This is a genomic window from Nostoc sp. PCC 7107 (genome assembly GCF_000316625.1).
Lineage (GTDB): Bacteria > Cyanobacteriota > Cyanobacteriia > Cyanobacteriales > Nostocaceae > Nostoc_B.
On sequence record NC_019676.1, the window covers coordinates 4,828,602 to 4,841,030 of the forward strand.

Genomic DNA, 12,429 nt, shown 5'->3' on the forward strand with positions numbered 1-12,429 from the left:
TGGGAATATGGTGCTAATATGTTTTTCTGGCAGGGGCGTGTAGCTCAGTGGACTAGAGCACGTGGCTACGGACCACGGTGTCGGGGGTTCGAATCCCTCCTCGCCCGTTAAATAAAGCAAAATTAAAAAAGCAAAAGGCAAAAGAATTATATTCAATTACCTTTTGCTTTTTCAATTCGTAATCTATACCATCTGAGAGATAAGTGTATCCGAACAATAATGGAATAATATCAATACCAAATATTGATGTTTTCAATGGTGTATTAAATGTAAATTACCCTTTGCTAGTTTTCAAAATGCTATTGTGTAACTAAATCTAAACTTGTGGTATTATTTACCGTATTTAGGCAAGGTTAAAAATTTTTTATTTAACAGCAGGGTTTAAACCTATGCAGGGCAAACCAAATACTCCAAATCCCCAAAAACCCTGTCGACCAAATTTATCAACGAACCAAAAAAAGATGTCAACCAATGTTGACATTATAGCTCTGTTTATTTATACGAGTATCTTTGAAATCATATTAGTTAATATTTCAAGAGGCATAGTTATGAAACAGTTTCTTTTCATCACAGATCTGGACTATACACTGATAGGTGATGATGATGCAATGGCAAAGCTAAATCAGCAGCTAGAATTGCATCGTCAGCAATATAGTACTAAAATTGTTTATTCCACAGGTCGTTCACCTTTTCTTTTTCAAAAACTTGCCAAAGAAAAAACCCTATTAGATCCAGATATACTGGTTTGTTCTGTAGGTACAGAAATTTATATCAATGGTAGTCGAGACCCAGATTATACATGGTCTGATAAACTTTCTCAAGCTTGGGATAGAGATTTAGTAAAAACAATATCTGCAACTTTTACTGAATTGAAACCTCAGCCAGAAAGTGAACAAAGAGATTTTAAAGTTAGCTATCTTCTGGAAGAAAAAATTGCTGGAAAAGTCGTACCAGAGTTAGAACGTTCTTTGTTAGAAAAGGGATTAGATATTCAAGTTATTTATAGTGGCGGTAAAGATTTAGATATTTTGCCACGTCATGCAAATAAAGGTATGGCTATGACCTTTGTACGGCAACATTTAGAAATAGATATAGCAAAAACCGTTGCTTGTGGAGATTCTGGTAATGATATTGCTTTGTTTGCTAACAGGGAAGAGAAAGGTATCATTGTCGGTAATGCAAGACCAGAATTGCTCGATTGGCACAAGGCTAACCCAAACCCAAATCGTTATCTAGCAACAGCTAAGTTTGCCAATGGAATTGAAGAAGGATTGCACTATTTCGGATTTTTTGAATAGTCAACTAGATCCTTGAGTTAACTTTCAATAGTTTCAGAAATTACGCACAAAGATTGTCGATGGAGACTGATTGTAGGAGTGAAAAGGTATGAAGTGTAAGATTTTTGCATACATACACCCCCAAAACTTTACAATCTTGCCATTTATTTTTCTTTTTCATGCGTAATTCCTCATTTTGAAGCTCCTAGTTCTTCCAAAGCTAAGATTTGGGGTAAGTCAAAACCTTTAACACCAGAAATACTCATACCTTGATATGGTTTGCCAAGTTCTAGAGTATGGATACTAATATTAATTTCCCCTTCTACCTGCCAAAACTTGATAGTCTGGTCTTGGCTACAGCTAATAAGTTGTTTGCCATCAGGAGTAAATACTACAGACTCTACAGTACGTTTGTGTCCTTTAAATGTTTTTATAAGTTTTACATTATTGGGATCATCAACATCCCATAGTTGAATAATGTGATCATGTCCAGCACTAGCTACAATTTGTTTTTTTGGATGAAATGCAACAGATAGTATTTTTTGATATCCATACCAATGCCCAATAAGTTTTTGCCTCTTGACATCCCATAATTTTAGTTCCCTATCAAAATCTCCGCTAACCAACTTATTACTATCTGGGCTAAAAGCAATGCTATGAACTTGGTCTTTATGGGAATCACTATGATTTCCTAGCAAGTAATTATTTCCTAGCGAGTAAGGCTTATGATTGGTGTCTACTTCTATTAGATAAATATTTTGATCACGGCTACTACTAGCTAGGTAATTACCATCTGGGCTAAAAGCTACAGACAGTACTCGGTCAGTATGTTTAGTAAACCCTGATAATATTTGAGGACTTTGTAAATCTGTTATGTCCCATAAAATAATTTTATTATCATTTCCTGCACTAGCCAGATTATATCCATCAGGATGAAACACAACACATCGGACACGTTTCTCATGTCCCTTGATTTCAGAATTTCCTACCAACTCACAAATATGTTGCCATTTCCCCTCTTGTAACCCCCACAAATAAATTTTATTATCTTCACAAGCACTCGCTAAAATATCAGCATTGGGGCTAAATGCTACTGACCAAACCCAATTACTATGTTTGTCAAGAGTTTGAAGTGGAATATGTGTGCGTTCATGATAATTCCAAAGATGAATTTTACTGTCTTCACCTCCACAAGCAAAGGTTTTACCATCTCTACTTAGTGCTACTGACCAAATACGATTAGCATATCCTTCTAACTTACGGTTAGATAATTCCCATCTTTTGTCTTCCTGATGCCAAAATAAAACAGTGCGTCCATCACCACCACTGACTAAAAGTTTAGGATTATGAGACTGGGGACAAAATGCTAAACTTCTAATCGCATGTTCATGACCCTCCAATGTGTCTATCCAGTTGTTTTCAGAGAAACTCCATAGCTTAATTTTATGCTCACTCTCTCCATTTAAATTATTATCTATACATCCAACAGCAAGAATATTCCCATCTTGATTAAATGCTAGTGTCCGTACTTGACTAATTTCTGTTTTCAGGTCAAATCTCTCCATATAGCGATTATTAGGATCAAGATGCAATAAGTGTAATTTTCCATCTTCTCCTCCAATAGCTAAAATCTTTTTGGTACTATGATAAGCAATACATCGTAATACTGCCTGTGGATGTACAGTCCAACTTGCATCTTTATTCCTATTTCTCGGTTCTATATGCGAGAGTCTGATATGGCCATCCTGACTGCCACTAGCAATACAATCATTACTAATAAAGGTCATGCAAGATATTTGGCTAACATTTAAAGTACTGCTATGAGCATAACTATGATTAATTTTTATAACCTTGATATTTTCATCTCCTCCAATTGCTAAAGTATTCCCATCAGGACTAAAAGCTACTGATAATATACGTTTTGTTTCATTTATTTCATGAATAAGGTTTGGCTCCGTCTTATTATCTGATGAGGTGTTAGTTGTAATCTCATACAACCTGACACTACCATCTTCTGCTCCCCAAGCTAACATTTCTTTTTCTTTATTATGTTTGTTATCTTTCCTAAAAGCAACTGACCAAATCTGACTTTTCCTTTCATTATGAAAAAAACATAGTTCTAAAGTCTTTGTATTATGAACTCGAATTGAACCATGAGCATCACCTGTAGCAAAATAACTACCATCAGTATTAAAAGCAATGGAGTGAATACAACCTAATGGTTGAGAAAATTTAGAGTTTTTCAGGTCAGAATTGCTAAAATCTACTCCTGTTAAAATAGCTTCTGTTAAATCAGCATTCCAAATGGAAATATTTGATAGATCAAAGTAACTAAAATTTTTCTTGATGTTGAGTTTAATTAATAAATTAAAAATATTTCCAACCGCATAATTTTCTGATAAGTTTCCATCATTCTCCTCTTTTTGTAAATTCTTAATTATATTGATTAGATAATCAGCAAGCGTTAATCCATCTATTTGAATTAGAGTTTGCAATCTCTCTTTAAGAGACTCTAAATTAAGACGTTCTAGGATTTTAAAAATTGAATAATTTTTTAAAATATTTAATCTCTTTTCTTTAATTTCTTCAAGAATAGCATTAATAATTATTTCCGGAAAATAATTTAAGAATTTTTCTGTTAAAACAAATACGGTTTGAGAACTATGTTCTTTTTCAACAATTACTTCTTCTACTAACCTTCTTATTAAATGATCTTCGCTAATCTCTTGTTTCTCAGTATCCTCAAGTCCAATTTTATAAACTATTTGCTTTTCTCTATCATTTAATTTATCGAAGTATTCCCATGAATTATCATAGATAATTTGGCAAATGTGAGCTTGAAATTCCTTATTATTTTTATCATATACAGTTTTTTCATCACCAAATTTGTTGTGTATCTCTGGTGAAAAGGATTTATGTGTTTCTACGTCAACAACAAAATATTTTCCTGGTTCTGCATTTGCTTCTAGACGATAAGCCTTAACGATAGTGTAGCCTGTCAAGGTGTTACCATCATAGTTTTCAACAAGTTCGCCAGTTGCGGCTCCAATACGGAACCGTCTTTCTGCCGATGGTTCGGTTTGCTTATCATTATATGATTTAGTAGCTTTATGAACGGCTGTGGCAAATTTATAAGCTTCATCAGCATTATCTAAAATAATCACAGCGTTATCTCCATTGGTTGCTTGAACTACATCTTCACGCTTCTTATTTATTGTCTCTAACCCTTTATCAATAAAGTTTTGAATATGCCTGTTGATGAATGGCAAAAGATTCAAATTATCACAACCAAATTTTTGTCTGAATTCTTGACAAAATTCTTCTACTTCTCTAACAATTTCACTGTATCCCTTAAGATCAATTTCCACCACAGTTTTTATCACAGGTTCATTCATGATTTATGAGTAAATTTATAGTAGGTTTTGGGGGCGATTATTCTTAAAAATTTTATTTATAATGTTTTATGAATTACCAAACTAATTAAAATTGAACAAGGAATTACTAAAATTGAGAAGATTAATATGTAAACGGCATAGGTAAATATTCTAAATTTTAGAAACGTAATTCTAGCATTAATAGTAATTTGGCTTGCTATATCTTTGTATTCTTTTTTAAAAGTTTTCATATTGTTATCAAAATAGTATTTATTTAATGCTTTAAGTAATCCTTGCGAGTCGTATTTTTGTAAGTCACCAAAGAAATATAGGTTATCTGTATCTCTGATGGCAGATGTAGAATTTCTCATAGGCATGGTTTGTAACCATAGCAGTCGCTCTAAGTTCGTTTTAGGAATAAATGAAAGAGAACAGATTAAGGCTGAAATACAAAGCAGAGATGTTGTCAATAACAATCCAATACGTAAGGAGTTTGGCAGCTTTTCTACTGTAGCTAGAAGAGTGATGGTTGCGGTAACTCCAGCACCAGAAAAAGCAAGTAAAATAGCATTTTTTGCTTCTGCAAATCTCAGCCATTCATTGACATTCTGAAAAATAATTAGTAGTTTACTGGTCACTTCATCCATAAAAGATTTGCTTACCTAATTTACTAATCATATTTATATGTTTTCCATGTCTATCTTTAAATGACATATAAACAATTTATATACAGCAATCTTATGTGATTTAAAAACCTACTCTCTAAGGAAAAAAAGGCACAGAGTTGTTTAAATACACCATGTACATGATTATAGCTATAACAAATATTGTAGGAGATATTTAAAACACCTCTACAGATTGTAAAAGCTAACCAATCACTTTAACTGAACTGTATTTATTTTCTATTTAAGAAACACATAATAAATAGCATTATAAACTAAAAATCAAAAAATAATTCTTGAATCAAAAAAAGCAATAGTAGTAAATTTTCGATTTTTAAGCGATTATTAAAAATTATAAAAAAATATGAAATTTATAGAAAAACTGTCTTTTGCATTATAGAAAAGTTGCCAAAAATTTACAAATCTCAAATACTAGAAGAAACAAGATACTAGATACTGAAAAGAGTCTCTAATATTTTACAGATTTGTAGGGAGGTAAAATTTCACCTTTCTACAAATCAAATCTTTTCAACAACTCAACATTTAACTCACGTCAATATTATTTAACGAAAAGGCATCTTCACCTCGACCAAGAGCAAAGCGCAAGGAATTAGTGAGATTTTTGTTGGATAAGGTGAGGAAAATTAGTAATGCTAAAAAGGTGAGTGCTGCACTATAACCAAACATATTACGGTAGCCGACAAACTCACTGACATAGCCAAATATAGGCGCAGCGATCGCAATTCCTAAATCCAATCCAGCTAGACAAATAGCAAAAACTCGCCCCCGTTCTTGGGGTAGTGAACGATCTGCCATCATAGTAGCCATCATCGAAAATATTGTGCCACCACCGCAGCCTTCGGCGATCGCAGATATCAAAAAAGCATTGGTGCTGTTAGCTTGCCATAGTAATACACAAGCCAAGGTATATGAAGCAATTCCAAAGGTAATAAACAAACCTCGACCGAAGCGATCGCTGGCGCGACCAGCCAACACTCTGATTATAAAACTAGAGATGGCGGAAACTGTGAAAAACCAACCACCATTAAAACTTACTTCAGTAGATTTAATAAATAACGACACAAAGACATGCAAAGCACCGATAGATGTACCCACCAGTAACATCACTACAGCCGGAACTTTCACTCTTGAACTAGTTAATATTTGCCAAAAATTACTTTTTTGGCGTTCCGATTGTGATTGTGCATTTAATGGTGGATTGATGACTTGTGATCCACACAATAGTGCAATCATAGCAATGGTGGCGGTAAACAAAAAGAATTGCGAATAGCCAAAACTCTCTTGTAAATATCCACCAATTGCTGGCCCCAGGGCTAAACCAATGGGGCCAGTTAAACTCATGTAACTAATAATTTCTCCACGAATAACCACAGGTGCTAAATCAGCTACCAAAGCACTGTAGCCAGTGCTAAAAGCAGCAATACTAATTCCGTGAAAAATCCGTAGCAGGAATAATAAGGGGATGGATTTAAACACTAAATAGCCAAAAGGTGCGATCGCTGCTACTGTGATGCCAATCAATAAAACCAGTTTCCGTCCCCGTGTATCTGCTAGTTTTCCCAGCATAGGACGAAACACCAACAACCCAATGGCAAAGCCACCCATAACTATGCCAATTTCTTGCTTACTACCACCTATATCCTGAATGTATAGCGGTAGCGTTGGTAAAAAAGCGGCCGTGCTTGACCAGAATAACAAACCTGCTGCAAACAAAATCAGTAGGTTTCGCCGGAGGTCGGTATCAAATGTATTAAAAGCTTTCAAGGTAGATGCAAAGAACGCTAACTATAATTGTTCTAATATTGTTATGTTGGTTAACATTTTTTGCCACTAGTTCCCGTATCCGAACAGCTATTAAAGCACATTGAGGCAAGTATAGGAGTATAAAGGCAGAAGTGCTGGGTAGAATTTTACTCAGCGTTATTCAAATACTACATCTTCGTAAAGTTCTGCCATTTTTCCTTCAAAATTAACACTCTTGAGTCGAAATGATTGTTCTTGAGATGTGTATGTTTGTAAAACCCAAAAACCATCATCATTGAGGCGAAAACATTCAACTCGTTGGCGTTTCGTATTAATTAAAACGTATTCTTTTAAGCTTTCTATTGTTTGATAATCAGCGAATTTATCACCCCTGTCAAAAGCTTCAGTAGAGTTAGATAAAACTTCAACAATTAGACAGGGAAATCTTTTATGTCCGTGTGTTTCTTGGTCTCGTGAATCGCAAGTCACCATCACATCAGGATAGTAATATCGATTCAAAGATTCAATTCTAGCTTTCATCGCCAGAATATAAACACGGTATCTCGAACCGCGCAACTTATTTCTTAAAAGTACACCAATATTTCCAGCAATTGTAACGTGGGAATCTATTGATCCATCTAGTTTATATGTGTAGCCATCAATATATTCGTGTTTAATGGAGCTTGTTTCCTCCATTTGCAGATATTCTGCGGGTGAGATGTAGTTGGGTGAAGCTATCATAATCAGTCAAACATCCCAAAAAAACCTACTACTAATGTTAATTACGAATTACATCAAGTTGGGTTATTTTTATTGTCAACTACTTCTCTGACTCGGTAAATAGGTCTTCCCTGCGATTCATGGTAAGTACGCATCAACAATTCTGCCAACAAACCAAAGCAAAATAGCTGTACACCAGTTACTAATAATAAAACTGCCAAAATTAGCAACGGACGATTACCAATCATTTCACCCATTGCAAACTTGACAAATGTCAAATAAATTCCTATTCCCACACCCAAAACCATCGAAATCAAACCCAACAACCCAAAAACGTGCATCGGGCGGGTGAGGAACTTTTTCATAAACAAAATAGTTAACAAATCCATTAACACGCGAAAAGTCCGGGATATGCCGTACTTACTCCGCCCAAATCGCCTCGCGTGGTGACGCACGGGCATTTCCGTAATTCTTGCCCCTTCAATATATGCCAGTGCTGGTAAGAATCGGTGTAATTCGCCGTAGAGGTGCATATCTGCTACCAATTCTGAGCGATAGGCTTTGAGGGAACAGCCGTAGTCATGAATATAAACACTAGTAGTACGCCTAATCAGCCAGTTAGCAATTTTAGAAGGAAGTAAGCGATTTACAGCCCCATCTTGGCGTTTTTGCCGCCAACCACTGACCAAATCGTAACCTTCATCCAACTTCGCCAATAACATCGGGATATCAGCAGGATCATTTTGCAAGTCAGCATCTAAAGTTACTACGGCTTTGCCCACTGCATAGTTAAAACCAGCAGACATGGCTGCTGTTTGTCCATAATTACGCCGCAGAATTACCGCTTTTAAATCATTGCGAATTTGTGCTTGTTGTTTGAGAAATTCCGCCGAACCATCTGTAGAACCATCATCAACACAGATGATTTCATAACTAATTTGACTATTAGATAAAGTAGATGCGATCGCCTCGATTAAATGTGGTAAGCTTTCAACCTCATCACGTACAGGTACAACTACCGAAACCGCAGGTAAATTTGCGGAAATCGCCTTATTTTCCTCATTCATTCTCTCTGGAATCAACCCACTCCTCATAACTCTCCGCGTCCTCAGCGCCTCTGTGGTTCGTAACTTTGCACAACTCTGCCAGCACAGCGTAGTTGCTGATAATATGACCGACTCACTGCATCTCCCTGTTCCGAGAGAACATCAATACCTATACCATTGCGTCCTTGTGCCTTTCCTGAACTATGGATATAAGCACCATCACTTAAATAAAGCCCGACATGGGTCGCTCTTGCTGGTGTGCCGAAAAATACTAAATCTCCTAGTGTTAATTCTGATAGCTTGACTGGTTGAACAAAAGCTTCTTGCTGATAAGCATCTCTTGGTAGCCAAATTCCCACCGAGACAAACGCCGCCTGCATCAAACCAGAACAGTCATAATTTGGCCCGACTGTCCCACCCCAAAGATACTCATTAGGTTGTTCCATCGCTTTTTGGGCAAAAACAATCACTTTGGGAAGTAGTTTTTTAATTTCAGTTTCCGCCAATGTTGCAGCTTGATAATGTACAGTAGCAGGTTGTAATAAACCTAAATCAGCAAACGACACCCAGCCTGGATAATCATCCTCACATAAATACACCTCAACTGCTGTATCTTGATGATTTGATGTTACCTGTAAATGTCGCCCAGCCGCAGCTTGAGTTGCCAAGCCAGTACATTCTGGAGAATCGTATAAGTTGAGGTTTGCGAGACACTGGTATTCAGAGGCGGTGAAATTGAGGATTTGGGATTCTGGATTAGAGAGCATTATTCGATGGTTTTCTTTAGAAAAGACGAACAACTGGAAAATTTGGGTAATGGCATTTTAGAGGCAACTTGGGCAACATTTCCGACATTAGCCCAAAATCAAATTGCTTTGACTTGGGTTGTCTACGATCCGCCAGTACTCGTAAATACTGGTGGTGCTTTAACTCCCGATGCCTTTTGGAATCACCCAGTTCGTGGTTTTACTTATCGTGGTGTAGAACGGATTTACCCCGCAAGTGTGGTTAAGTTATTTTACTTGGTAGCAGTAAATGAGTGGTTAGAAAAAGGCATGATCCAAACCTCGAAGGAATTGGAGAGAGCCTTGGGCGATATGATAATTGATTCTAGTAATGATGCGACCAGTTTAGTGGTAGATATTTTGACTGGTACCACTTCGGGGCCAGAGTTATCATCAGGGCCTTTTGAAACTTGGAAGCAACAACGTCATATTGTTAACCGCTACTACCAATCTTTAGGTTGGGAGGAAATGGAGACAATTAATGTTTGCCAAAAAACTTGGTGTGATGGCCCTTATGGACGGGAGAGAGCATTTTATGGAGAGACGCTGGATAATCGCAATATGTTGACGACAAATGCGATCGCTCGGTTACTACATAGTATCGTGGGTGGGGTCGCAGTTTCGAGTTGGCGATCGCAAGCTATGATGAATCTACTCAAACGCAGTCTAAAACCAGAAAATTTACCTCAAAACGTCGAAGAAGACCAAATCACAGGTTTTATCGGTGGTGGTTTACCGCAAAACGCGCAAATTTGGTCAAAGGCAGGTTGGACAAGTCAAGTGCGTCACGATGCAGCGTATATTGAGATACCTGAACAACGTCCTTATTTACTAGTAGTTTTTACTGAAGGTAAAGCCAATGCTACCAACCGCGAAATTCTACCCTTTGTCTCTAAACTAGTTACAGAAGCTATTAGCAATCTGTGAAGTTTTTAGCAGCCCTGAATAAATCACAAACAAACTACTCCCCACTCCCTAAAAGTAAAAAAGCAAAAGGCAAAAGAAAATTCTTTTGCCTTTTTAAGTAGAACTGTGCAAATAAACCGAACTATGTAACAAAAAGTAAAGTGGCTTGAAAACCTCTTTCCTCCTGCCTTGTCATAACGACAATTTTTAACACCTACCTACTTAATCGCTATTTAGGTGTAACTTTATCTATCACGCTAATTTTGCCGTCATCTCCGACTGACCAAACGTCATAAACACCGAGGACATCACCGTTAGCATCAACATCTACGTTGCCACTAGCACCTTGGTAGTTAATCGTTTTACCTTCTTGGAGTAACTTTAACCCTTCACAAACATCAGTAACTTCTGTACCTGAACCAGCTGCAACTTCCCGAATTTTACTGGAAATGCCCACACCTGTGTTGTCTTTAGCGGCTTGTGCTGCCAAGACTAACAATGCAGCTGCATCCCAGGCTTGAGGTGCGTATTCTCCCGGTGAACCACCTTTTTTCTCTTTCCACAATTTGTTAAAAGCTTCTAAGGCTTTGCCATCGGAACCTGGCACTGTACCCAAAGCCCCAGCTAAAATAAATTTGCCATCGCTACCTTTACCTACTTGTTCTGGGAAGGTAGGTGATTTCACACCATCTGTCAGCAAAACTTGGACTCCCTTGGTCAAACCTTGTTGATAAGCAGCTTTCAGGAGTAGACTACCTGTCTCTGCATAAAGTACAGCGACTACTGCATCTGGCTTACCAGCAAACGCCGCCGCCGCTTCGGTGTCAAAGGTTTGGGCTTTGGGATCGTAACGCACTGGGTTATTTTTATTAACTACTGTGCCACCTAATTTTTCAAAAGTTTCGACAAATGCTTTTTCAAAACCCACACCGTAATCGTTGTTAATCACAACTGTGGACACGCGTTTAAAACCTTTTTTGTTGGCTAACTGGGCTAATGCTAATGCTTGGTAAGTATCTGGGGGTGCAGTCCGCGCCCAAAAGCCTTTAAAGTCGCCTTTTTTCGCTTTATCTGTAAATACGGGACTGGTGCTACCAGGAGACACCAACATAACTTTATTCGGTACAGCAACAGAAACCGCCGCTGTTGAAACACTACTGGCAAAGGAACCGACTACACCTGCAACTTTATCTAGTGTTGCCAGTTTGGTCATCCCAGATGCACCTGCTTTCGGGTCGGTTTGGTCGTCTACTTGTACGAGTGTGACATTTTTACCATTGACTCCACCACAGGCGTTAACGGTATCCACTAGCAAAGGCACAGAACCTACCATCTGCTGTCCGATGGAAGCTAAGTCACCTGTTGTTGGTAGTAAAGTCCCAATTTTTAACCCATCAGTACTGCTGGTTGTAGTGGTTGAGGTCGCTGTTGGGGAATTAGTACTGGTCGTATTGTTTGTATTCGCATTCTCACAAGCTGCCATGAAAAAGCCTGTAGCTATGGTAGCTACACTCAAGGCTAGGGCAGTAGTAATTCTCGGCATAATTAACTTTCACTCCTCTGATATTTAGGAGTCTGAAAGCAAGATTCAAACTATGTTTCAGGTTAGCTTTATCTTAACAGACTCCAAATGTTAAATGATAACATCTACCATAAGGAGTATCTGTGTTAATGCCAACATAGATATTAATATTTGTTTAATGATTTGCAGTACTGAGTGGAATGTACTGATGGAAAACGGAGAGGGAGGGATTCGAACCCTCGGTACGGAGTTGCCTGCCGTACAACAGATTAGCAATCTGCCGCTTTCGACCACTCAGCCACCTCTCCAGGGTCACGAATATCTATGTTAGCAGTTTTTCATCAATAGTCAATAGTTATTTATTTTGCTGTTG

General features: G+C 37.5%; 9 protein-coding genes and 2 tRNA genes. 3 read left to right on the top strand and 8 right to left on the bottom strand.

Annotation, left to right across the window (positions count from 1 at the left end; all coding sequences use genetic code 11):
• Nucleotides 1-33: 33 nt before the first annotated feature.
• A tRNA-Arg gene (locus NOS7107_RS20605) sits at nt 34-107 on the top strand.
• Nucleotides 108-548: 441 nt separating this feature from the next.
• Nucleotides 549-1,298 carry a sucrose-phosphate phosphatase gene (locus NOS7107_RS20610; protein ID WP_015114884.1) on the top strand — a complete coding sequence of 250 codons (750 nt, stop codon included), beginning with the start codon at nt 549-551 and terminating at the stop codon, nt 1,296-1,298.
• 170 nt (nt 1,299-1,468) lie between these two features.
• On the opposite strand, the gene NOS7107_RS20615 is transcribed toward NOS7107_RS20610, so the two are convergent.
• The 6 genes from NOS7107_RS20615 to NOS7107_RS20640 all read right to left on the bottom strand — a co-directional run bounded on the left by NOS7107_RS20615 (nt 1,469) and on the right by NOS7107_RS20640 (nt 9,610).
• Nucleotides 1,469-4,672, bottom strand: a complete 3,204-nt coding sequence (locus NOS7107_RS20615) for a pentapeptide repeat-containing protein (protein ID WP_015114885.1) — start codon at nt 4,670-4,672, stop codon at nt 1,469-1,471.
• 56 nt (nt 4,673-4,728) lie between these two features.
• Complete coding sequence (locus tag NOS7107_RS20620; protein WP_015114886.1) at nt 4,729-5,298, bottom strand: DUF5706 domain-containing protein; 570 nt, start codon at nt 5,296-5,298, stop codon at nt 4,729-4,731.
• 558 nt (nt 5,299-5,856) lie between these two features.
• Nucleotides 5,857-7,098 (bottom strand): MFS transporter, encoded by a 1,242-nt coding sequence (locus tag NOS7107_RS20625; protein WP_015114887.1) that lies wholly within the window; start codon nt 7,096-7,098, stop codon nt 5,857-5,859.
• 156 nt (nt 7,099-7,254) lie between these two features.
• Entirely contained in the window at nt 7,255-7,818 is a 564-nt protein-coding gene (locus NOS7107_RS20630) for a Uma2 family endonuclease (RefSeq protein WP_015114888.1), read from the bottom strand.
• Nucleotides 7,819-7,871: 53 nt separating this feature from the next.
• Nucleotides 7,872-8,891, bottom strand: a complete 1,020-nt coding sequence (locus tag NOS7107_RS20635; RefSeq protein ID WP_015114889.1) for a glycosyltransferase family 2 protein — start codon at nt 8,889-8,891, stop codon at nt 7,872-7,874.
• Between the two features lie 14 nt (nt 8,892-8,905).
• The gene (locus tag NOS7107_RS20640) at nt 8,906-9,610 is read right to left on the bottom strand and encodes a C40 family peptidase (RefSeq protein ID WP_015114890.1); all 705 of its coding nucleotides are present in this window, start codon (nt 9,608-9,610) and stop codon (nt 8,906-8,908) included.
• A gap of 6 nt (nt 9,611-9,616) precedes the next feature.
• On the opposite strand from NOS7107_RS20640, the gene NOS7107_RS20645 reads away from it, so the two are divergent.
• Entirely contained in the window at nt 9,617-10,555 is a 939-nt protein-coding gene (locus NOS7107_RS20645) for a serine hydrolase (protein WP_015114891.1), read from the top strand.
• Between the two features lie 208 nt (nt 10,556-10,763).
• On the opposite strand, the gene NOS7107_RS20650 is transcribed toward NOS7107_RS20645, so the two are convergent.
• Together NOS7107_RS20650 and NOS7107_RS20655 are read right to left on the bottom strand one after the other, a co-directional pair.
• Entirely contained in the window at nt 10,764-12,077 is a 1,314-nt protein-coding gene (locus NOS7107_RS20650) for an ABC transporter substrate-binding protein (RefSeq protein WP_015114892.1), read from the bottom strand.
• A gap of 195 nt (nt 12,078-12,272) precedes the next feature.
• Nucleotides 12,273-12,364 (bottom strand) — tRNA-Ser (locus NOS7107_RS20655).
• Between the last annotated feature and the right edge of the window lie 65 nt (nt 12,365-12,429).

Excerpts from the sequence above, each read along its gene's own strand:
- NOS7107_RS20650 (WP_015114892.1), bottom strand. The coding sequence starts at position 12,077 with ATGCCGAGAATTACTACTGCCCTAGCCTTGAGTGTAGCTACCATAGCT.
- NOS7107_RS20645 (WP_015114891.1), top strand. The coding sequence starts at position 9,617 with ATGGTTTTCTTTAGAAAAGACGAACAACTGGAAAATTTGGGTAATGGC.
- NOS7107_RS20610 (WP_015114884.1), top strand. The coding sequence starts at position 549 with ATGAAACAGTTTCTTTTCATCACAGATCTGGACTATACACTGATAGGT.
- NOS7107_RS20640 (WP_015114890.1), bottom strand. The coding sequence starts at position 9,610 with ATGCTCTCTAATCCAGAATCCCAAATCCTCAATTTCACCGCCTCTGAA.
- NOS7107_RS20630 (WP_015114888.1), bottom strand. The coding sequence starts at position 7,818 with ATGATAGCTTCACCCAACTACATCTCACCCGCAGAATATCTGCAAATG.
- NOS7107_RS20615 (WP_015114885.1), bottom strand. The coding sequence starts at position 4,672 with ATGAATGAACCTGTGATAAAAACTGTGGTGGAAATTGATCTTAAGGGA.
- NOS7107_RS20635 (WP_015114889.1), bottom strand. The coding sequence starts at position 8,891 with ATGAGGAGTGGGTTGATTCCAGAGAGAATGAATGAGGAAAATAAGGCG.
- NOS7107_RS20620 (WP_015114886.1), bottom strand. The coding sequence starts at position 5,298 with ATGGATGAAGTGACCAGTAAACTACTAATTATTTTTCAGAATGTCAAT.